21 protein-coding genes are annotated in these 21,101 nt (G+C 67.5%); 12 read left to right on the top strand and 9 right to left on the bottom strand.

Features of this window, described 5'->3' with window-relative positions; all coding sequences use genetic code 11:
- Positions 1–38 precede the first annotated feature (38 nt).
- Genes otsB through AC1ROX_RS27920 form a run of 3 tightly spaced genes read left to right on the top strand, consistent with a single transcriptional unit; the run spans position 39 to position 3,960 of the window.
- Positions 39–797 carry a trehalose-phosphatase gene (otsB, locus tag AC1ROX_RS27910; RefSeq protein WP_493131484.1) on the top strand — a complete coding sequence of 253 codons (759 nt, stop codon included), beginning with the start codon at positions 39–41 and terminating at the stop codon, positions 795–797.
- Positions 794–2,593, top strand: coding sequence for a glycoside hydrolase family 15 protein (locus tag AC1ROX_RS27915; protein ID WP_493131486.1), 1,800 nt, complete (start codon positions 794–796; stop codon positions 2,591–2,593). The genes otsB and AC1ROX_RS27915 overlap by 4 nt, the downstream gene beginning before the upstream one ends.
- Positions 2,578–3,960 (top strand): alpha,alpha-trehalose-phosphate synthase (UDP-forming), encoded by a 1,383-nt coding sequence (locus AC1ROX_RS27920; RefSeq protein WP_493131488.1) that lies wholly within the window; start codon positions 2,578–2,580, stop codon positions 3,958–3,960. The genes AC1ROX_RS27915 and AC1ROX_RS27920 overlap by 16 nt, the downstream gene beginning before the upstream one ends.
- Here AC1ROX_RS27920 and AC1ROX_RS27925 read toward each other — a convergent pair.
- From AC1ROX_RS27925 to AC1ROX_RS27940, 4 genes are read right to left on the bottom strand one after another with little or no spacing between them, the layout of a single operon-like run.
- A complete protein-coding gene (locus tag AC1ROX_RS27925) occupies positions 3,957–4,502 on the bottom strand; it encodes a GNAT family N-acetyltransferase (protein WP_493131490.1) in 546 nt (181 codons plus the stop codon). The two genes, AC1ROX_RS27920 and AC1ROX_RS27925, sit on opposite strands and share 4 nt — an antisense overlap.
- The gene (locus tag AC1ROX_RS27930; RefSeq protein ID WP_493131492.1) at positions 4,469–5,083 is read right to left on the bottom strand and encodes a pyridoxamine 5'-phosphate oxidase family protein; all 615 of its coding nucleotides are present in this window, start codon (positions 5,081–5,083) and stop codon (positions 4,469–4,471) included. The genes AC1ROX_RS27925 and AC1ROX_RS27930 overlap by 34 nt, the downstream gene beginning before the upstream one ends.
- Position 5,084: 1 nt before the next feature.
- Complete coding sequence (locus tag AC1ROX_RS27935) at positions 5,085–6,461, bottom strand: CoA transferase (protein ID WP_493131495.1); 1,377 nt, start codon at positions 6,459–6,461, stop codon at positions 5,085–5,087.
- On the bottom strand, positions 6,458–7,174 hold the full coding sequence (locus AC1ROX_RS27940; RefSeq protein ID WP_493131497.1) for an alpha/beta hydrolase: 717 nt from the start codon (positions 7,172–7,174) through the stop codon (positions 6,458–6,460). The genes AC1ROX_RS27935 and AC1ROX_RS27940 overlap by 4 nt, the downstream gene beginning before the upstream one ends.
- Positions 7,175–7,232: 58 nt before the next feature.
- On the opposite strand from AC1ROX_RS27940, the gene AC1ROX_RS27945 reads away from it, so the two are divergent.
- The 3 genes from AC1ROX_RS27945 to AC1ROX_RS27955 are packed head-to-tail and all read left to right on the top strand — an operon-like array spanning position 7,233 to position 10,683.
- Entirely contained in the window at positions 7,233–7,505 is a 273-nt protein-coding gene (locus tag AC1ROX_RS27945; RefSeq protein ID WP_493131499.1) for a FeoA family protein, read from the top strand.
- 2 nt (positions 7,506–7,507) lie between these two features.
- Complete coding sequence (feoB, locus tag AC1ROX_RS27950) at positions 7,508–9,391, top strand: ferrous iron transport protein B (protein ID WP_493131501.1); 1,884 nt, start codon at positions 7,508–7,510, stop codon at positions 9,389–9,391.
- 2 nt (positions 9,392–9,393) lie between these two features.
- Positions 9,394–10,683 carry a PepSY-associated TM helix domain-containing protein gene (locus AC1ROX_RS27955; protein ID WP_493131503.1) on the top strand — a complete coding sequence of 430 codons (1,290 nt, stop codon included), beginning with the start codon at positions 9,394–9,396 and terminating at the stop codon, positions 10,681–10,683.
- On the opposite strand, the gene AC1ROX_RS27960 is transcribed toward AC1ROX_RS27955, so the two are convergent.
- From AC1ROX_RS27960 to AC1ROX_RS27970, 3 genes are all read right to left on the bottom strand, one after another.
- Positions 10,684–12,345 (bottom strand): glycosyltransferase family 39 protein, encoded by a 1,662-nt coding sequence (locus AC1ROX_RS27960; protein ID WP_493131505.1) that lies wholly within the window; start codon positions 12,343–12,345, stop codon positions 10,684–10,686.
- Positions 12,346–12,547: 202 nt separating this feature from the next.
- Positions 12,548–12,910: a DMT family protein gene (locus AC1ROX_RS27965; protein ID WP_493131507.1), complete on the bottom strand. Its 363-nt coding sequence runs from the start codon at positions 12,908–12,910 to the stop codon at positions 12,548–12,550.
- Positions 12,911–12,918: 8 nt separating this feature from the next.
- Positions 12,919–13,884: a Bug family tripartite tricarboxylate transporter substrate binding protein gene (locus tag AC1ROX_RS27970; RefSeq protein ID WP_493131509.1), complete on the bottom strand. Its 966-nt coding sequence runs from the start codon at positions 13,882–13,884 to the stop codon at positions 12,919–12,921.
- A 107-nt stretch (positions 13,885–13,991) separates the two neighbouring features.
- Here AC1ROX_RS27970 and AC1ROX_RS27975 point away from each other — a divergent pair, with 107 nt between their 5' ends.
- From AC1ROX_RS27975 to AC1ROX_RS27985, 3 genes are read left to right on the top strand one after another with little or no spacing between them, the layout of a single operon-like run.
- On the top strand, positions 13,992–15,047 hold the full coding sequence (locus AC1ROX_RS27975) for a TRAP transporter substrate-binding protein (protein WP_493131511.1): 1,056 nt from the start codon (positions 13,992–13,994) through the stop codon (positions 15,045–15,047).
- An 11-nt stretch (positions 15,048–15,058) separates the two neighbouring features.
- Entirely contained in the window at positions 15,059–15,661 is a 603-nt protein-coding gene (locus tag AC1ROX_RS27980; protein WP_493131513.1) for a TRAP transporter small permease subunit, read from the top strand.
- A complete protein-coding gene (locus tag AC1ROX_RS27985) occupies positions 15,658–16,962 on the top strand; it encodes a TRAP transporter large permease (protein WP_493131515.1) in 1,305 nt (434 codons plus the stop codon). Before AC1ROX_RS27980 ends, AC1ROX_RS27985 begins: the two co-directional genes overlap by 4 nt.
- On the opposite strand, the gene AC1ROX_RS27990 is transcribed toward AC1ROX_RS27985, so the two are convergent.
- On the bottom strand, positions 16,963–18,396 hold the full coding sequence (locus tag AC1ROX_RS27990; protein ID WP_493131517.1) for an amidase: 1,434 nt from the start codon (positions 18,394–18,396) through the stop codon (positions 16,963–16,965).
- Between the two features lie 76 nt (positions 18,397–18,472).
- Here AC1ROX_RS27990 and AC1ROX_RS27995 point away from each other — a divergent pair, with 76 nt between their 5' ends.
- The 3 genes from AC1ROX_RS27995 to AC1ROX_RS28005 are packed head-to-tail and all read left to right on the top strand — an operon-like array spanning position 18,473 to position 20,207.
- Positions 18,473–19,210, top strand: a complete 738-nt coding sequence (locus AC1ROX_RS27995) for a TSUP family transporter (protein ID WP_493131519.1) — start codon at positions 18,473–18,475, stop codon at positions 19,208–19,210.
- Complete coding sequence (locus AC1ROX_RS28000) at positions 19,207–19,407, top strand: hypothetical protein (protein WP_493131521.1); 201 nt, start codon at positions 19,207–19,209, stop codon at positions 19,405–19,407. Before AC1ROX_RS27995 ends, AC1ROX_RS28000 begins: the two co-directional genes overlap by 4 nt.
- Positions 19,404–20,207, top strand: coding sequence for a crotonase/enoyl-CoA hydratase family protein (locus AC1ROX_RS28005; protein WP_493131523.1), 804 nt, complete (start codon positions 19,404–19,406; stop codon positions 20,205–20,207). The genes AC1ROX_RS28000 and AC1ROX_RS28005 overlap by 4 nt, the downstream gene beginning before the upstream one ends.
- Here AC1ROX_RS28005 and AC1ROX_RS28010 read toward each other — a convergent pair.
- A complete protein-coding gene (locus AC1ROX_RS28010; protein WP_493131525.1) occupies positions 20,195–21,082 on the bottom strand; it encodes a LysR family transcriptional regulator in 888 nt (295 codons plus the stop codon). The genes AC1ROX_RS28005 and AC1ROX_RS28010 overlap by 13 nt on opposite strands.
- Positions 21,083–21,101 lie beyond the last annotated feature (19 nt).

Consider the following 21,101-nt stretch of genomic DNA (forward strand, 5'->3'; position numbering starts at 1 on the left):
CCTTCGCGCCCTAGGCATCCAGGCGCAGAGGGGACGAGATGGCAGCACCAGACTTCGACCAGGGCTCGGCACTCTTCCTCGATCTTGACGGAACGCTGCTGGAGATCGCGGCGACTCCCGAGCTCGTCGTCGTGCCGCCGGCCCTGCCGGACCTGCTGACTCACCTTCATACGATTCTCGGCGGCGCTCTCGCGATCGTGAGCGGACGCTCGCTCAAGACCATCGATCAACTCCTGAAGCCCTTCACGTCGGCTGCGGGTGGCGAACACGGGGTGACGTTGCGGTTCAGCGACGGGACGGTCGAGGAGATGCCGGCCGGTCTGGCCGTCACGGAAGCCTGGCGCGATTCGCTCGTCGCGGCGACCGAACGCTGGCCGGGCGTGCTGATCGAACCCAAGCCGCATGGCTGCGCGATTCACTATCGCTTGGCGCCGGAGCGCCATGACGATGTCTGGCGGGTCGTGCGCGCCCTCGTGCCCGACGATCATCCGTGGTTTCGCCTGATCCCGGCGCGCGAGTGCGTGGAGATCGGACCGCGATCCACGTCCAAAGGGCATGCCGTCGAACGCTTCATGAAGGACAGTGCCTTCAAGGGCCGCCGACCGATCTTCGTCGGCGACGATTTCACCGACGAGGCCGGCATGAGTGCGGCACGCCGGCACGGCGGCGAAGGGCTGCGGGTGCAGGAGGTCTTCGAGGGCGATCCCGCACAGGTTCGGGCCTGGCTCGCGCGCAACGCCGAACGCCTGGCCGGGCCGCCGGCATCGGAGACGGCGGCAGCGGAGGCATCGGCGTGAGCAGCCTCGATCTCGGGGTTGTCGGCAACTGCTCGATCGCGAGCCTTATCGATCGCAACGGCCGCCATGTCTGGCACGGGCTGGGCCGGCTCGACGGCGATCCCGTCTTCAATGCCTTGTTGGGCGGCAACGACCCGCAGGCGGGCTTCATGGATGTCGTGGTCGACGGCCTGAAGGAGAGCCGTCAGCGCTACGTGCCGAACACGGCGATCCTGGAAACCACCCTCGAGAGTGCGGGCGGCACGGCGCGCATCTGGGATTTCGCGCCGCGCTTCAGGCGCTTCGGCCGCATGTTCCGCCCGCCCATGCTGGTGCGCCGGCTCGAACCCGTTGCCGGCCGGCCACGCATCACCATCCGCCTGCGGCCGACCTTCGACTACAACGCCCACAAGTCGCAGGTCACGGTCGGCAGCAACCATGTGCGCTACTACGGCGATTCATCGGTGCTGCGTCTCACCACGGACGCCTCGCTGAATTATATCCTGCACGAGACCGAGTTCTCGCTCGACCGGCCGCTCACCCTGATCGTCGGCGCCGACGAAAGCATCACCGACAATGTCGACCAGCTCTCGCGGTCGTTCCTGAGCGAGACCGAGATTTACTGGCAGGGCTGGGTGCGCGACCTCAACATCCCGTTCGACTGGCAGGTCGCGGTCATTCGTGCCGCCATCACGCTCAAGCTCTGCAGCTACGAAGACACGGGCGCGGTGCTGGCGGCGCTGACGACCTCGGTGCCGGAAGCGGCGGGCACGGTGCGCAACTGGGATTACCGCTTCACCTGGTTGCGCGACGCCTTCTTTACCGTGACGGCGCTCAATCGCCTGTCGGCGACCCGCACGATGGAAAGCTATGTGCGCTTCATCATCGACGTGGTCGAGGCCGGCAGCACGCGCGGCGAGGTCCATAACGTCGCTCCGCTGTTCCCGATCGCGCCAGGCACCGACACGATCGAGCGCCTGATCGACACCTTGCCCGGCTATCGCGGCTACGGGCCGGTGCGCATCGGCAACGCGGCGGTCGGTCAGCGCCAGAACGATGTCTATGGCTCGATGGTGCTGACGGCGGCGCAGATGTTCTGGGACGAGCGACTGCCCCGCCAGGGCGACATCGAGCTCTACCGCCAGCTCTGCGCCGTCGGCAACGAGGCGCATCGCGCCGCCCTGACGCCCGATGCCGGCCTCTGGGAATATCGCGAACGTGAAGAGGTCCACACTTTCTCCGCCGCCATGTGCTGGGCCGCCCAGCACCGGCTCGGTCTGATCGCACGCCGGGTCGGCCTCGATGGCGAATCGCGCGAATGGCTCGCCAAGGCGGGCGTGCTGCGCCAGGAAATCCTGCAGCGCGGCACCACGTCGGAAGGATGGCTGTCGGGCGTGCTCGACCGCGACATGGCCGACGCGTCCAGTCTCGTATTTCCCGAGATCGGTCTGCTGCGCTCCGACGATCCGCGCTTCCATGCCACGCTCGACATGGTCTCGAAGAAGCTGATGAAGAACGGCTTCCTCATGCGCTACGTCGAGGCCGACGATTTCGGCGCCCCGTCCAATGCCTTCCTGCTCTGCACCTTCTGGTACATTGATGCGCTGGCCAGCGTCGGCCGCCGTGAGGAGGCGCTCGAGCTCTTCAACAACGTGCTGGCCCGGCGCAATCATGTCGGGCTGCTCTCGGAGGACCTGGATCCGCGCACCGGCGAGCTGTGGGGCAATTTTCCGCAGACCTACAGCCAGGTCGGTCTGATCCTGTCGGCGATGCGGCTCTCGCGGAGCTGGGAGGAGGGGCTGTGGCACGCCTCGTGATCGTCTCCAACCGGGTTCCGGTGCCGAAGGCGCGCGGCACTTCGGCCGGTGGCCTTGCCGTGGCGTTGCGCGATCTGATGACTCCAGGCGCGATGTGGTTCGGCTGGAGCGGCCGCCTCGCCTCGGAGCCGTCGACGCAGCCCGCCATCGTCGAGGCCCGCGGCGTCACCTATGCGACGGTCGATCTCACGCCCGAGGCCTATCGCGGCTTCTATGTCGGCTTCGCCAATGGCGCCCTGTGGCCGCTGCTGCATTTCCGGCTGGGCCTGATGCATTTCCGCCGCGAGGATTACGAGGGCTACCTCTCGGTCAACCGTTCCTTCGCGCGGTCGCTGGCGCCGCTGCTGCAGGGCGACGACACGGTGTGGGCGCACGACTATCACCTGATCCCGTTCGCCCGCCTGTTGCGCAAGGAGGGCTTCGAGGGCCGACTCGGTTTCTTCCTGCACGTGCCCTTCGTGCCGCCCTCGATGCTCGAGGCCATGCCGGTGGCGCGCGAGCTGATCGCCGATCTCTGCGCCTACGATCTGGTGGGCTTCCAGACCGAGGAACATGCACGCGACTTCCGCGACTGCGCGCAACGCATGCTGGGCGCCGCGGTCGATGGCGAGTGGATCCGGATCGCCGGGCGACGGGTACGCGCTTTCGCCGATCCGATCGGCATCGACGCCCGGGGCTTCGCCCAGGAAGCCGAACGGGCCGAGAGCGATCAGCTGGTCCAGCGTGTCGCCGGGAGCCTGTTGAACCGCGCGCTCGCCATCGGTGTCGACCGCCTGGACTATTCCAAGGGCCTGCCGCACCGCTTCGAGGCGTTCGGCCGCCTGCTCGAGAAGCACCCCGAGCACAAGCGCAAGATCCACTTGATGCAGATCTGCCCGCGCTCGCGCGAGGAGGTCGACGAGTATCGCAAGCTCCGCACCGAGTTGGACCGGCTGGCGGGGCGCATCAACGGCCGCTTCTCCGAGTTCGACTGGACACCGTTGCGCTATTCCACCCGCGCAGCCCCTCGCTCGACCTTGGCGGGCCTCTACCGGCTCGGCCGCATCGGGGTCGTGACGCCGTTGCGCGATGGCATGAACCTAGTGGCCAAGGAGTTCGTGGCCGCCCAGCCTGACGACGATCCGGGTGTGTTGGTGTTGTCGCAGTTCGCGGGCGCGGCCCAGGACCTCACCGAGGCGCTGATCGTGAACCCGTTCGATCCCGACGCCATCGCCGACGCCATGCATGTGGCGCTCACCATGCCCCTGTCGGAACGGCAGGAGCGGCATGGCGTGCTGAAGGAAAAGGTCCTGCGCACGACGGCAGAAGCCTACTGCCGGCGCTTCATCGAGGCTCTCGAAGCGCCGGCGATCGCGTTCGCGGCTTAGGACACCAGGCCGAAGGCTGCCGGGTAGACGATCAGCCCGTCTTCGCCGTCGAGCGCGCCCGGCACCAGCTCCAGCGCCATGAAGGAATCGCCCTCGAAGGGTGCGTCGAGGCCGCTCGCCAGCTCGGCCGAGAAGCCGAAGCGCGGATAGTAGTCGGGATGGCCCAGCACGACGACGGCCTGCCATTCACGCCGCTGCGCGAGATCGAGTCCGGCTTCGACGAGGGCGCTGCCGATGCCCGCAAGCTGACGGTCCGGGTGGACGCACATCGGCGCCAGCGAAAGCGTCGGCACGGCATCGTCGTCGACCATGGTCGTGATCGCGCTGAACAGGATGTGGCCCACGATGGCGTCTTCCTCGACCGCGACCAGCTCGACCGCATCGATGAAGGCCTCGCGCAGTTCTTCGACCAGCTTGCCCTCGAACGGGCCGCCGAAGACGAGATCGTTCAGGTCGCGGATCGCCACGTCATCCGCGGGTTCGCGCTCGCGGATCACCACCTCGCGGATCACCACATCGTGGCCGCTGCCCGGCCCGGCCATTCTCGATCGTAGGTTTCGCCGCCGACCCGTTCGTTGCTCAACGCCGCCAGGATCTGGCCGGCGCTGGGCAGGGACTTCGGATCGACATGTCGTGCGGGATTCCACAGCTCGGAGCGCACCAGAGCGCGGGCGCACTGGAAATAGACCGCATCGACTTCGATGACTGTCACCGAGCGCGGCGCCTTCTCCTCGACCGCGAACGACTCCAGAAGCGCGGGCGCGACGCTGAGATGGGCGCGACCGTTGACCCGCAACGTGTTGCCGACACCCGGGATCATGAACAGCAGCGCGACCCTCGGATCGCGCACGATGTTGCGCAGCGAGTCGATCCGGTTGTTGCCGCGCCGGTCGGGCAGCATCAGCGTTTTCTCGTCGTGTATTCGCACGAAGCCGGGCTTGTCACCGCGCGGCGAACAGTCCAGCCCTTCGGGACCGGAGGTCGCCAGCGCTGCGTAAGGCGATGCCTCGATATAGGCGCGGTAGTGCGGCGTGATCCAGTTCACTTCCTTGACCGTCGACGCTTCCACCGGCCGGCCGTAGAGCGCCTCGAGATCGGCTTCCGTTCTCAGGATGTCGGACATGCTAGGCCCATTGCGCAGGAGACGTGCCGAGTGGCTCGGCGGGCTTGGCATAATAGGCCGGCGTCTCGCCGAGCTGCACCACCGGCTTCAGGTGACGCAGGCGGCCGAGCGGGCCGACGCTTTCGGTGAGCAGCGGCAGCAGCGCCGCCTCGGGCAGTTCGGCGGCGCCCTTGGCGGCGTCGACGGTGCCGAGGCTGGCGAGCCAGTGCGCGACCTGGACCAGCGACACGCGCACCTGCCAGGAGCCGCCCTGCTCGACCCTGCGAGCGAGCGCGACGAGGGCGCCCAGCGCGCCGAGATAACCGGCGATGTAGTCGAGCGCCTGAACGGGCAGGTTGCGCGGCTTCTCCAGCGAGCCCTGCGTGGCGGCAAGGCCGGTCACGTTCTGCACGATCGAGTCGAAACCGCGCCGCTGCGACCACGGGCCTTCATGGCCGTAGGCGCAGAGGGTGACGCAGACGATACCGGGCCGCAGCGCCGCCACCTGCTCGGGCGAGAAGCCGCGGGCCGCCAGCGTGCCGGGGCGATAGCCCTGGGTGAAGATGTCGGCGTCCTTCAGCAACGTCTTCATCGTCTCGACGCCGGCCGGTTCGCGCAGGTCGATCCAGGTGCAACGCTTGCCGTGGCCGGTGTCCATCAGCAGCTCGGCCTGATAGGGCAGGTGAGGCGCGGCGACATGCAGCACGTCGGCGCCGTTCTCCGCCAGCACGCGGCCGCTCGTCGGGCCGGCCAACACGCGCGTGAGGTCGAAGGCGCGCACGCCGGACAGCGGACGGTCGCCCTTGGGCAAGGGCTCGGCCGGCGCGTCGCCGATCTTCACGATGTCGATCAGAGGTAGCTTCGCGATGGCGACGCCGTGCGGATGGGCGTTCCATTCGTCGCGGCTGCGCGTCAGGCCGCCGACACAGCCGCCGTCGGCAATCGCCTGCTCGATCGCGAGCCCGTCCCACTTGGCGACGGCGGCAGCCAGTGCCTCACGCGTGTCGCCTTCGGCGCCGGCAATGCGCAGCGCGCCCGCGCGGTGATGCGGATGGTTGGTGTGGATGAACATGTGCCGGCCGTCGCGCGTCGGGTAGTGGCCCGACAGCGGATCCCAGGAGACCGGCCGCTCGCCGTTGCGCAGGACATAGGTGTTGGAGCGCAGCGACGCGGTGGCCGCGCCGAGGTCGACCGCGACCGACTGCGGCTTGCCGGTCCTGAGCCGCCACAGGTCCGAGACCGCGAGGCCGACGGCGCCCAGCGCCGCGCTGCCGGCCGCGCCGACGCGCCACGGCGTCTGGAACACCGGATCGCTGTCGCCGGTGATCGTGAGCTGGTCATCGGCGCGTTTGGCACGCCCCAGCTGGCCCAGGATCGAGAAGGCGAGGTCGCTGTTCACTTGCCGCCCGCCATGATCTTGGTCAGCAGCGCCATGAACTCGTTCGGGCAGGTGATGTGCGGATTGTGGCTGCTGTCCAGCTCATGACAAGTCCAGCCGGACTCGCTGCGCGCCCGGTCGGCGAACTGGCGGAACACGTCGCCGGGGCCGTTGCGTGTCGCATAGATGTAATCGCGCGGCGGCAGCGGCTGGCTGGACTCCAGCTTGATCCGCTGCTCGAAGGTCTTGATCGGCTGCGGCCGGCGACGGGGGCTGGCCCAGGCGACATCCTCGGGCGCCGTGTCGGACGGAATCGGGTTGATCGGCAGCTTCCAGCCCTCGCCGTCCTTCTCCGCACCCTTGCGCATGTTGCCCTCGGCCTTGGGCCCGACCAGGTCGAACAGGCTCTGGCCATCCTTGGGCGCGAAGGCGTCGATATACACGATGCGTGCGAGACGGCTGCCGACCTTGTCGGCGACGCCGGTGGCGACCATGCCGCCATAGGAATGGCCCAGCAGGATCACGTCGTTCAGGTCCTCGAATTCGATCTCTGAAACGATGTCCTGCACATGGGTGGAGAGGTCGACGCTGGGCGTGGCGAGGTGGGCGCGGGCGCCGAGGCCGGTATAGGTCGGGGCGAAGAACTGGTGGCCGGCGTCGCGCAGCAGCGGCCGCATCTTCTTCCAGGCCCAGGCCGCCGACCAGGCGCCATGCGCCAGAACGATATTTGCCATTCTTCTACCCCTCCCGCTGGCGAGCCAACATCTTCAATGCTACTACGACTTAGTCTCAATGAGCGCAGAACCAACCATAGCACTTGGCACCGCCCGCGTGGGCTTTCGTGGCCGCATACATGCCATCGCGGCAGGGCGAGTCGCCGCAGGCATGCCCGCGCCTGAACTCGAGCGCCGGCTGATCGAGCTGGGCTTCGTCGAGGGCGCCGATGTCGAGATCCTGCATCAGGGCCTGTTCGGCGGCGATCCGATTGCCGTGCGCGTCGCCCACACCACCATCGGGCTGCGCCGTCGCGAGGCGATGGCCATCCTCGTGAGCGCCGGAGCCTAGCCGTGAGCGTCACCGCACCTGCCGCCGCCACGCCCGTCGTCGCGCTGGTCGGCAATCCCAATTGCGGCAAGACGGCGCTGTTCAATGCGCTGACCGGCAGCCGCCAGAGGGTCGCCAACTATCCCGGCGTCACCGTCGAGAAGAAGGTCGGCCCGCTGACCACGCCGGCCGGGCGCGCGGTGCGCATCGTCGACCTCCCCGGCACCTATTCGCTGCGCGCGCGCTCCCCCGACGAGGAAGTGACGCGTGACGTCGTGCTGGGCCGCACCCAGAAAGACGTCATCCCCGACCTGATCGTCTGCGTCGCCGACGCCTCCAACCTGCGGCTGGCGCTGCGGCTCGTGCTCGAGCTGAAGCAGGTCGGGCGGCCGGTCATGCTGTCGCTCAACATGATGGACATCGCGCGCAAGCGCGGCATCGAGATCGACACCGAGAAGCTCGGCCGCGAACTCGGCCTGCCGGTGGTGACTTCGGTCGCTGTGCGTCGCGGCGGCACCGATGCGCTGCTGGCCGAAGTCGACCGCCGGCTCGAAGCGGCACAGGCCGCGACCGGCCCGCTTTGGAAGGCTCCTGATGCCGCCGCCCTGCGCGGCGCCCAGCGCGAGGCCGATCGTATCCTGGCCGCGGTGGTGAAGGGCCAAGGCAAGCCCGACAGCCTGACGACGCGCGCCGACGCCATCCTGCTGCATCCGGTGCTGGGACTGGTTGTGCTGCTCGCCATCCTGTTCGTGATGTTCCAGGCGGTCTTCGCCTGGGCGCAACCCGGCATGGATGCGATCGAGGCGGGTTTCCATTTTCTCGGCGACTTCGTCGAGGAACTGCCGCTGCCCGACCTGCTTAAAAGCTTCCTGAAGGACGGGCTGATCGGCGGTGTCGGAAGCGTCATCGTATTCCTGCCGCAGATCGTGATCCTGTTCTTCTTCATCCTCATGCTCGAGGACCTGGGCTACATGGCGCGCGCCGCGTTCCTGATGGATCGCATCATGGGCGGCGCCGGCCTGCACGGACGCGCCTTCATCCCACTGCTGTCGTCCTTCGCCTGTGCCATCCCGGGCATCATGTCGACGCGCGTGATCGACGACCGGCGCGACCGGCTCACCACCATCCTGGTGGCGCCGCTGATGACCTGCTCGGCGCGCATCCCGGTCTACACCCTGATCATCGGTGCCTTCATTCCCGACCGCGAGGTCTGGGGTTTCGTCGGCCTGCAGGGGCTGGTGATGTTCGGCCTCTACACGGTGGGCATCGCGAGCGCGCTCGCCGTGTCGTTCGTCGTGAAGCGCCTGATCTGGCGCGGCAAGCCCGGCGAGCCCTTCATGCTCGAACTGCCGGACTACAAGATCCCGCAGGCCAAGAGCATCGCCATCGGCCTGTGGACGCGCGCCACGATCTTCCTGAAGCGCGCGGGCACCACGATCCTGTCGATGATGATCCTGATCTGGGTGCTGGCCTCCTTCCCGCAGCCGCCCGAAGGCGCGACGGAGCCGGCGATCAACTACAGCCTGGCCGCCAAGATCGGCACGGCGATCCAGCCCCTGACCGAGCCGCTGGGCTTCAACTGGCAGATCAACGTGGCGCTGATCCCCGGCATGGCGGCGCGCGAGGTCGCGGTCGGCTCGCTGGGCACGATCTACGCGATCAGTGGCGGCGAGGAGGCGACCGACAAGATCGCCTCGGCGCTGAGTTCCCAGTGGAGCCTCGCCACGGCGCTGGCCTTCCTCGCCTGGTATGTCTTCGCGCCACAATGCGCCTCGACCCTGGCGGTCATCCGCCGCGAGACCGGCGGCTGGCGTTGGCTGTGGGTGACGTTCTTCTACATGCTGGCGCTGGCCTACGTGGCCGCCTTCCTGACCTATCGAATCGCGGTCGCCTTCGGCGGAGGATAACCATGGCCAAGCCGCAGCGGCGCACGGTCCGTTACTGGCTGCAGCAGATCCATCTCTGGATCGGGCTCATCCTGCTGCTGCCGCTGGTGATGATGGGCATCACCGGCGCGGTGCTGGTCTATGCCCACGATATCGAGCACCTGTTGGGGCAGGGCGAGCCCGACGTAAAGACGGCCGGCGAATGGCAGTCGGCGGCGAAGCTGATCGAGGCGGCCAAGGCTGCCAACAGCGAGCCCGGCCGGGTCCCGATGGCCGTGCGCTGGCCCATCGAAGTCGGTGAACCGGCGGCCGTGCGCCTGTCGCGTCCCGGCATGGCCAGTGAGCGTCCGCAGTTCCGCGGCGGACAGCAGGGTGGCCAGCAAGGCGCTGCTCCCCAGCAGCCCGGCGCGCCAGCGCAGGGCCGGGTGCCGACGCAAAGTCCATTTGCCGGCAGCCTGCAGATCCTGATCGATCCGGTGTCGCTGCAGGTTCTCGAGACGCAGCAGGCGATGACCGGCTGGGTGCGCTTCTTCCACGACCTGCACGGCCACATTTTCATTCCCGGCGGACTGGGTCGCGAGATCGTGGGCTGGCTCGGCGTGGCGATGCTCGTGCTGGGCTGCTCCGGCCTCTATCTCTGGTGGCCCAGGCCCGGCCAGTGGAAGCAGGCCTTCATGGTGCGCCGCAAGGCCAAGGGGCTGCGCCTGAACCGCGAGCTGCATGGCGCGGTCGGCATCTGGTCGCTGGTGATCTTCATGCTGGTGAACTTCACCGGCGTCTATCTCGCCTTCCCGCAGCAGATCTCGGCGGCGGTCAATTTCGTGTCGCCCGGTCGCGACATGCGCGCGGCGATGTTCCAGGCCAGGGTCGAGCCGATGCGCGGCACACCGGCGATGGATGTCGACGAGGCCGTCGAACTCGCCAAGGCGCGCGTTCCCGGCACGCGTTTCCTGAACGCCTTCCTGTCGCTCCGGCCCGACCAGGCGCTGCGCGTCGGTCTCATCCGGCCCGGACACGAGGAAGGCGCGCCGATCATCACGGTGATCATCGATCCCTATCGCAAGACCGTGGTCGACGTGTTCGATCCGCAGGCGATGACGGCCGGGGAGAAGATCATCGCCTGGCAGCGCGCACTGCACTACGGAATCGGCCTCGGCGGCGTCTACAAGTTCCTGGTGTTCGTCTCGGGCGTCATCATCCCGATCTTCGCTGTCACCGGCTTCCTGATGTGGTGGATCAAGCGGCGCAACCGCCGCGCCGGCGAACAGGCGAAACAGGCCATCCTGAGCGGCGCCGGCCAGGCGGCCGAATAGTCAGCGCCCGGTCGCCTGCGGCCCGACGTCATAAAGAGCAATCGTGCGGCGCATCTCCGGTGGCTGCGAATGCCAGAGAGCCGGATTGACCGGCCTGCCGTGGGCGCGCACCCAGGCATCGAAATCGGCCGGGCGCTGCGCCAATGACAGCAGCACGTAGCGTACCTCGCCGCGCTTCACCCGTTCGGCGAAGGCATCGAGGCTCATGATCGGGTCGCTGCCGAGATAGCCGCCGAAGGCCAGCACCGGCTCGCCGCTGCGGATGATGAGCGGTGCGGCCAGCAGCGCATTGGGCGCGGCGGCGAGGAACTTCGCACTGCCGCGTTGCGCCTCCAGGAACGCCAGCAGCTTGGGATCGTCGGTCTGTGTCGTATGCTTGCGTGACAGGACGGGGCCGCGCCCATCGTCCATTCCCAGCCAGCGCGGCAGGCTGGCCGACGGCAAAGTGAGGTTGCCTGGCGCGAAGATCGGGCTGAGCGCCCAGGCCGTCGGCAGCACCAGCAGCCCGACGACACCGATCAGCGCGGTGAGCCGCCGGTCGCGCCATGCGGCCGCGGCAGCCGCGAGCAGGGCCACCGCGGGAAAGCCGATCCAGGGGGCGGTCCAGCCAAGCGTTTCGCCCGTGAGATAGGCCTGCCAGAGCGCCGTCGCCGCAACGCCGAGGGCAAGAGACACCGCGCCGCGCCGCCAGAGTTCCACGCCGCCGATGCCGGCAAGGGCCGCCAGGGGCGGCGCCAGGGTCGCGAGATAGTAGATATGGAAGATGCCGCCGGCGGCGCTGTAGACGATGCCGTAGGTCAGCGCCCAACCCGCCCACAGCGCCACGGCGGCGCGTCGCCGCCACCAGGCCAGCACGGCGCCGAGTACCGCGAACGGCAGCATCCAGGCGAACTGGCCGGCCAGCATCGGCGTGGCGAGGCGCAGTGGTCCGACCGGTACGGCGTCATAGGCGTCGGCGCGCGGTGTTTGCGGCGGGGCGGCTTGTGTCGTCCTGGAAGAGGTCGGTGCCGGTGGCCGTTCGCGCACGAAGCGCTCGATCCCGTTGTGCATGACGATCAGCTCGAGCATCGAGCCGCTCTTGCTGCTGCCGGCCTGCGGGCGAAGCCGCTCGGGCGTGAGATCGAAGACCACGGCCCAGGAGAGCGAGACGATCGCCAGCATGAGCCCGCCGGCGACCATCCATCCCAGCCGCCTCTGCCAGTCGAGCGTGCCGGAAAGCCACCAGCCGGCCAGCAGGGCGGGACCGCAGATCAGTGCCGCCAGCATCTTCACATTGAAGGCGAGGCCGAGCGCCGCCATCGCGAAGACGAAGGACAGGCCGCGTCCGCGCAAGGCAAGCCATGCCGCCACCAGCAGGAAGAGGACGAGCCAGGAATCGGTGTTGTTCGACCGGTCGGCTGCGACGGTGATCGGCGACAGGGCCAGCAGGAAGGCCGCAAGGATCGCCACTGTGCGGCCAAAGGGCTTCCTCAGGAGGAAGTAGAGCATCGCCACCGAGGCGGTGCCGGCCAAGGCCTGCGGCAAGTGGATCGCCCAGCCGCTGTATCCAGGGACGGCGGCGAAGATCGTCTGGATCCAGAAGGCGAGCGGCGGCTTGTCGAGCGATACCAGGCCCGCCGGATCGAAGGCATTGTAGAAGAAGAGGCCGAAGCCCTGCAGCATGCTGCGGACGCCGGCGGCGTAGTATTCGTTGCCGAAGCCGTTGGCCGAGAGGTCCCACAGGCGCAGACCGGACGCGAGGACGAGGACCGCGGCGAGCAGCCCATATTCCAGTCGTCGTCCGGGTCGGAGTTGCGTCAGCCGTCGTCCTCCCTGGAGAGACTACGAAACGACGGGCCACTCCATCCCGTGCCGGGATTGCGATTCACCAGGACGGGAGCGGCCCCTTGAAGATGAAGAAGGCGCCGCCGCAGATCAGGGCGAAGCCCACGAGGTGGTTCGAGGTGATGCGTTCGCCAAGATAGAGCACCGAGAAGGCAGCGAACACGGTGAGCGTGATCACCTCCTGCATGGTCTTGAGTTCGGCCGCGGAATAGATCGCATGGCCATACCGGTTGGCCGGAACGGCGAAGCAGTATTCGACGAAGGCGATGCCCCAGCTTGCCACCACCACCAGCCACAGCGGCTTGTCGGTGAACTTCAGGTGCCCGTACCAGGCGAACGTCATGAAGACGTTCGAAATCAACAGAAGGACGATGGGCGTGATGGTGGCGGGCAAAAAGGACATCGAGCTGGTTACTCCGCTTTGATCTGAAGCTTCTTGATGAGCGGCACGACCATCTTGTCCTCCGCATCGAACATCGCCGCGGTCTCCTGCGGCGTGGTCGGATAGGCCTCGGCCGTGAGATCGGCGAAGCGCGCGACGACCGCCGGATCCTTAAGGACCTTGACCATCGCCTCGTTGATCTTCGCGACCACTTCAGGCGGCATCTTGGCGGGACCGAACAGGCCGGTGAAGGTCGAGAAGGTGAAGTTTTCGAGACCCTTCACGCCGCTTTCCTTGAAGGTCGGCACATCGGGAAGCTGCGGTACGCGCTTGTCGGACGACACCGCGATGGCGCGCAGCTTGCCCGACTTGATGTTGCCGATGGCGGCGTTGAGCTGGTCGACCTGGGCCGGTACCTGGCCCGCCATCACGTCGATCATGGCGGCGCCCGATCCCTTGTAGTGGACCAGCGTGTACTTGGTGTTGGTGGCCTCGCCGATCAGCTCGATGGCGATGTGATTGGTGGTGCCGACACCGGAATCGGCGACCGTGAACTTGCCGTCCTTACCCAGGGCGATGAAGTCGGCCAGGGTCTTGATCGGCGAATTGGGCGGCACGACCAGGACGGCCGGCACGCGCTGGATATGGGTGATCGGCGTGAACGCCGTGCGCCAGTCGTAGGGGGCGTTGCCGTAGATGGCGGGCACCGCGACCAGCGAGTTGGCCGAGACCAGCAGGCTGGTCCCGTCGGGCGCGGAACGGGCGACGACGTCGCTGCCGATCATGCCGCTGGCGCCGGCCTTGTTCTCGACCAGGACGGTGGTGCCCGTCACCTCGCGCAATTTGTCGGCGATGATGCGGGCGGTGACGTCGATGTTCCCGCCCGGCGCATAGGGCGCCATGATCTTGATGGGCTTGTCGAAAGTCTGGGCCAGGGCCGTTCCCGACCCGAGGGCGAGGCCCAAAAGTGCCCCGGCAACCGCTATCAGACGCATGAGCTTCCTCCTGTTTATCGTTGTCGGGGAGCCTAGAAGAACGGCCATTGCGGCGCAAAGACTCGCTGCATACGATGCGTGCAAATTATGAAAGGGAGGAATAACCAATGCTAAAGATGGGAATTGCGGCTGCCTTGGCCGCTGCATTGATTGCAGGCGTCGGGTTCGGTGCGCAGGCGCAGGACCTGCCCAAGCAGAGCTTCAAGGTCGTCGGCAGCTTCGGCAACCTAAGCAACTGGCTCAAGGTCGAGAAGCCCTTCTGGACCGAGCAGGTCGTCAAGGATTCGAAGGGCCAGATCACGGCGAACGCGCAGTCCACGACGGAGCTGAACCTCAAGGGCACCGAGGTGATGCGGCTCTTGAAGCTCGGCCTGTTCGACTTCGCCCATGCCCTGCCGATCTATGTGGCCGAGGACGCCGCCCTCGAAGGCGTCGACATCGCGGGCGTCGCCAAGGACATGGCCACGGCCCGCAAGATCACCGAGATCTGGGGCCCGCAGCTCGACAAGACCATGAGCGCCAAGTACGGCGCCAAGATCCTGAACTGGTACACCTTCCCGACGCAGATGATCTTCTGCAACGCGCCGATCAAGGGCGTGGCCGACCTCAAGGGCAAGAAGATCCGCGTCCAGGGCGTCAGCCAGGGCGACCTGGTCGAGGGCCTGGGCGCCACGGCCGTCACCATCCCGTTCGGCGAAGTCGTTCCGGCCCTGCAGCGTGGCACCGTCGATTGCGGTATCACCGGCGCCATGCCGGCCTACAGGGCGGGCTGGCATGAGGTGGTGAGCACCGTGCTCGACATGCCGGTCGGCTTCACCCTCATGTACACGGCGGTGAGCGACGCCTCGTGGAACAAGATGGGCGCTCCCACCAAGGAGTTTTTCACCAAGGAGATGAAGACCTTCGAGGATGGCGCCTGGAAGACCATCGGCGACGAGGTCGACATGGGCCTGATCTGCGTCACGGGCGAGGGCGGTACCTGCAGCGAGGGCAAGCCTGGCAAGGTCGTGCGCGTGAAGCCGAGCGAAGCCGACCTCAAGGCGCGCGAGACGGCGCTGAACGACGTCGTGCTGAAGCGCTGGGCCAAGCGCTGCGGCGCGGAATGTGCCAAGACCTGGACGGACACGGTCGGCAAGATGACCGGCCTGGTCGCGGCACAGTAGACCGCGACCTCGTGTTCAATCCGGTCGCGGCCGTCACGCCGCTTGCACGTTCAGCCGCCATCGCCTGCGGCTGGATCCTGATGGGGATCTCGTTCCTCACCGTGTTCGAGATCGTCTCGCGGCGCTGGTTTGGCTTCTCGCTGCGCGGCGTCGACGAGATCAGCGGCTATGTCCTGGCCATCACCAGCGCCGGCGGCTTCTGCTGGGCCTTCGTGACGCGCTCGCACATGCGCATTACGCTGCTCTTTCCCTATGTGCCGCCATTGGCACGGACGGTCCTCAACCTGCTCGCCATGTTGACACTCGCCGGCATGGCCCTGTTCTGCGCCTGGCGCGGCTGGAACGAACTCGCGGCCAGCTTCGAAAGCGGCAAGCCCGCCAACACGCCGCTGCAGACGCCGCTCTGGATTCCGCAGGCCTTCTGGTTCGCGGGCCTCGCGCTGTTCGCGCTGACGACGGGGATCGCGGCCGCGCACGCGGTCGGGCTGCTGTTCCGTGATCGCGGCCTGCTCGACCAGCTCTACGGACCGGCCTCGCTCGAGGAGGAGGTGCGTACCGAGGTGAGCCAGCTCGAGACTCGTCTCTCCGAGGAAGGCACGGAGGCGCGGCCATGATGGACGCTAGCGGCGTCGCCCTGGGCTTCGTCCTGATGCTGGGCCTGATGGCGCTCGGGCTGCACATCGCCACGGTGATGTTCGCCGTGGGCGCGATCGGGGCGGGGATTTATTTCGGTATGCCCGCGATCAATGCGCTGGGCGTCGTCTACTTCGAATCGATGAACGATTCGCTGCTGCTGGCGCTGCCGCTGTTCATCCTGCTGGGCGAGATCCTGGTGCGCTGCGGCTCGACCGACCAGATGTACCGCTCGCTGTCGGACTGGCTCAATCCGCTGCCGGGCGGCCTGCTGCACACCAACGTCGCTTCCTCGGCACTGTTCTCGGCCGTGTCAGGCTCCTCGGTCGCGACGGCGGCGACCATCGCCACGGTGGCGCTGCCCTCCTTCAAGACGCGCAAGTACAGTACACCGATGGTGCTGGGCTCGATCGCCGCCGGCGGGTCGCTGGGCAACCTGATCCCGCCCGGCATCGGCTTCATCATCTACGGCGTGCTGACCAACACCTCGGTCGCCCGGCTCTATGCCGCGGGCGTGCTGCCCGGCGCGATCCTCACCGTGATGTTCATGCTCTGCATCGTCGTGCTGGCGATGCGCAATCCGGCGATCGCCCCGCGCGAACCGGTCGTCGACCCGCTGTCGGTCCGCATCGCCCGGCTGAGCGGCCTGGTGGCGCCGTCGCTGATCTTCATCGTCATCATGGGCTCGATCTATCTCGGCTGGGCAACGCCCACCGAGGCGGCCGCGCTCGCCGTCGTGGCGGCGTTGCCGATCGCGGCGTTCTATCGCCGGCTCACGATCAGGATGCTGCACGAGGCGTTCCTGTCGACGGTGAACCTGACGGCGCTCTCGATGCTGATCCTGGCCGGCGCCTTCGCTATGAACTTCGTGCTGGGCCTGCTCGGCGCGACGGGGGCGCTCACCACTTACGTGGCCGGGATGAAGCTCGACGCCATCACGCTGATCTGGGTGCTGTTCGCCTTCTACGTGATCCTCGGCACCTTCTTCGAGACGCTGCCGATGATGGTCGGCACGCTGCCGCTGGTCTTCCCGCTGATCAAGGCGGCCGGCATCGATCCCGTCTGGTTCGGCGTGTTCCTGGTGCTGATGTGCGAGATCAGCCTGATCAGCCCGCCCGTCGGGATGACGCTCTACGTCATCCAGGCGGTGCGGGGTGAAGGCTCGATCGCCGAGGTGTTCCGCGGCACCGTGCCGTTCTTCATCACCATGCTGCTGATGACCGTCCTGCTGATCTACTGGCAGGACATGGCGCTGTGGCTGCCGCGGCTCGCCTTCGATTGATCAGAGCGAAGGCGGGCGATGCTGTGCCCAGGGACGCGCGCCTTCGAGGAGAGCGCCCATCCGCAGCACGTCGGTCTCGGCGCCCCACTTGCCCACGACCTGCACCGAGGTCGGCAGGCCGTCGGTACCGAAGCCCGACGGGTAGGCGCAGGCGGGATGGCCGGTGAGGTTGAACGGGTACTGGTAGGAGGTCCAGCCCTGGCGGGTGATGCCGCACTTCACGCCGTCGATCACGACCTCGTCGTTGGCCGCATCATGCGTCACGTTGAGCGCGGTGCGCGCATTGGTCGGCATCACCAGGAAGTCGTAGCGCTCGAACAGCGACTGGATCTTGCGGAACAGGGTCGTGCGCGCAAACTGCGCGTTGCGGAAATCGGCCAGGGTGAACTTGGCGCCGCGCTCCATGAAGGCGAGCGTCACCGGGTCCATCTGGTTCTGCCACTGCGGGACATACTGCGCGCAGAAGACGGCGAAGTTCGCCTGGTAGAGGACACGGCCCTCGTATTCGATCCAGTCGATCTTGTCGGTGACCTCCTCGACCTGGGCGCCCATCGCCTCCCACGCCGCGAGCGAGGCGCGGGTGTTGGCGCGCACGTCGGCGGCGACCCGCGGATTGGCGGTGAGCTCGATGTAGCCGATGCGTACGGCCGCGAGGTCGCTGCCCGAGAGCTTGGGCGACAGCGGCTTCTGCGCGCTGCCGGACAGGGTCCACGGGTCCTTGTCGCTGGGGCCGACCAGCACCGAGTGCATGATCGCGGCATCGGTGACGGAGCGCGCCAGCGGTCCGGCATAGATATTGTTGCCGTAGGCATCGCGCGTCGTGTCGTAGGGCACGGCGCCCAGGGTCGGCTTGAGGCCGACCAGGCCCGAGCACGAGGCCGGACCGCGCACGGAGCCCGCGCCGTCGGTGCCGAGCGACAGGGGGCCGACGCCCGCCGCCACCGCGGCCGCGCCACCGCCGCTCGAGCCGCCCGGCGTGCGCTCGAGGTTCCAGGGATTGCGCGTCACGCCAAACGGCCCGTCGGTCAGGCCCTTCACGCCGAATTCCGGCGTCGTCGCCTTGGCGAAGATGACCGCGCCGGCGTCGCGCAGGCGCTGCACCAGAAGATCGTCGGCGGCGGCCGGCCCGTTGCCTTCGAAGATCGCCGAGCCGTGCCGCGTCGGGACGCCCTCGACATCGACCAGGTCCTTCACGCTGATCGGCACGCCGTGCAGCGGTCCCAGTTTTTCACCCCGTGTGACGGCTTCCTCGGCCTTCTTCGCGTCTCGCCTTGCCTGGTCGACCATGACCTCGCGGAAGCAGTTGATTTTGGGGTTGGCCTGTTCGGCCGCCTTCAGGACCGCGTCGAGATATTCGACGGGCGAAAGCTTCTTGTTGCGGATCAGGGCGGCAGCCTGGACGGCGGGGGTGAAAAGCAAATCTGTATCGGTCATGGCGCGCACACTAGCCCATCCTCGACACGGTCTGCACGCTGCGCTACGCCCGCTGCCGATGTTTTCGCTTCCCGTAATGGCGGCGCTCGCGGTCGTTGCCGTCGTGACCTCGTTCGTCTCCGGCATTTTCGGCATGGCGGGCGGAATGCTGCTGATCGGCTTCCTGCTGATCCTGCTGCCGGTGCCGGTCGCCATGGTGTTCCACGGCGTCATCCAGATCGCGGCCAACGGCTGGCGGGCCTGGCTGTGGCGCCACCATGTGAACTGGAATGTCGTGCTGCAGTTCGGCGCCGGCGCTGCCTCGTCGCTGGTCGTCTTCTCCTTCTTCGATTTCGTGCCCGACAAGGCGCTGGTGCTGATCGCCGTCGGCGCGACGCCGTTCATTGCATTGGCCGTGCCGCAGCGCATCGCGCCCAACATCGAGCGCGGCGGGCAGGCGTTCCTGGCCGGTGCGATCGGCGGCGCCATCCAGCTCGTCTCGGGTGTGACCGGTCCGCTGCTCGACATCTTCTATGTCCGCACCGGCATGACGCGGCAGGTTAATGTCGCCACCAAGGCCGCCGCGCAGGTGATGGGCCACCTGACGAAGGTTCTCTATTTCGGCCTGGTGATCGAAGGCCAGGCCGGCCGCGACCTCGAACAGTGGCTCGTCATGGGCTACGCTGCGGCCTTCGCGGTGGTCGGCACGACCCTGTCGCGCAGCTTCCTCGACCGCATGTCGGACAAGCAGTTCTATCACTGGACGCGCCGCGTGATCCTGGCGCTGGGCGCAGTCTACATAGGGCAGGGACTCTGGCTGATGGTGACGCGATGAGCGATGTGAAGGACCAGGTCCGGGCGCTGCTCGACCGCCTGCCGGACGATTGCACCTTTGCTGACGTGCAACGCGGCATCGCGGTGCTGATGTGGCCCAAGAGCGCGGACGGCAGCCTCGAGCCGCCCAAGCGCGTGGACCCCGAGGAAGTGAAGCGCCGCCTGCGCGAATGGATGAAATCGGAGAGTGAAAAATGAAGGATCGCGTCTCGATCGACCTCAAGGACGGTGTGGCCGATGTCCGCCTGATCCGCGCCGACAAGATGAACGCGCTCGATCCGGCGATGTTCGAGGGCATCATCGAGGCGGGCGCCAGGCTCGCCGCCATGCCGGGCCTGCGCTGCGTCGTGCTGTCGGGCGAGGGCAAGGCCTTCTGCGCCGGCCTCGACATGGGCAGCTTCGCCGCGATGAAGGCGGAGGGCGATGCGGTGCCCGGCGTCCGCGACCTCACCAGGCGCACCCACGGCATCGCCAACCGGCCGCAGCAATGCGCCTGGCTGTGGCGCGAGCTGCCGGTGCCGGTGATCGCGGCCGTCCACGGCGTGGCGTTCGGCGGCGGCTTCCAGATCGCGCTGGGGCCGGACATTCGCTACGCCACCGCCGACACGCGCTTCTCGGTGATGGAGATCAAGTGGGGCCTCGTGCCGGACCTCGCCGGCACGCAGCTCATGCGCCATCTCGCGCGCGAGGATGTCGTGCGCGAGCTCACCTACACCGGCCGCATCTTCGACGGCACCGAGGCCCGCGAGCTGGGCTTCGTGACCTACGTGGTCGACGATCCGCGCACCGCGGCGCTGGAGACGGCGCGCGAGATCGCGTCCAAGAGCCCCGACGCCATCCGCGCCAACAAGCGGCTGTTGAATGCCGCCGTCGCGACCGATGCCGCCTCGGGCCTGATGATGGAGTCGGTCGAGCAGCAGAAGCTGATCGGCTCGCCCAACCAACTCGAAGCCATCATGTCCAACCTGCAGAAGCGCGCGGCCAACTACAAAGACTGATCCGCCAGCGCATCCGTCCTGGCGAGGAAGCGCTTGAGCAGGGGCGAGGTATTGGCCTTGCTGTAGCCGATCACCAGCTCGATCGTCGGGACTTCGCCCTGCAGCGGACGGATCACGACGCCGGGCGGCAGCAGGTTCTGGGCGTAGAGCGGCAGCAGGGTCACTCCGCCGGTCGAGGCGACCAGGGAGGTCGCCATCGCGAGATTGTCGGCCACGTATTGCGGCGTGAGAACGAGCCGGAGCTTCTTCAGATAGGCCGCGATCACCTGGCCCAGCACCGGCGCGGTCTTGGTGGGATCGATGAACGTCTCGACCGCGAGATCCTTCGGTCGCACCGTCCCGTGCGCCGCCAGGCGATGATCGGCGCGCAGCACGGCAACCAGCGGCTCGCGGGTCAGCGGCCTGAAGGCAAGGCCGGGCGTCTGGTCGCGCCGCAGGAAGGCGACATCGACCTGACCGCGCAGCAGGGCGCCCACGAGCTCGGGCGAAGTCTGGCTCGACAGCGTGATCTCGGGCGCGGGCTGTTCGTCACGGAGGATCTGCAGCGCCTTGGGCAACCAGGTCACCTCGTGGCCGGTGAGGAAGCCCATCACGAAGGAGGATTTCGCCGGCCGCGCCGCCCGGCGCGCCGCCTCGCCCGCGGCCTCGACCTGGAGCAATGCCATGCGGGCATGGTCGACGAAGACGCGGCCTGCCTCGGTCAGAACGACTCCGCGGGCGCCGCGGCTCAGGAGCTCGGCGCCGACTTCCCGTTCGAGGTCGCGGATTTGCCGGCTGAGAGAGGGCTGCGCCGTATGCAGCCGGCGTTCGGCCGCCTGGCTCAGGCTGCCTTCCTCGGCCACGGCGATCAGGTAGCGGAGGTGGCGCAGTTCCATAGAGATATGCCTTTAAGGT

The sequence above is a fragment of the Reyranella sp. GW821-FHT14A01 genome, from assembly GCF_058803965.1.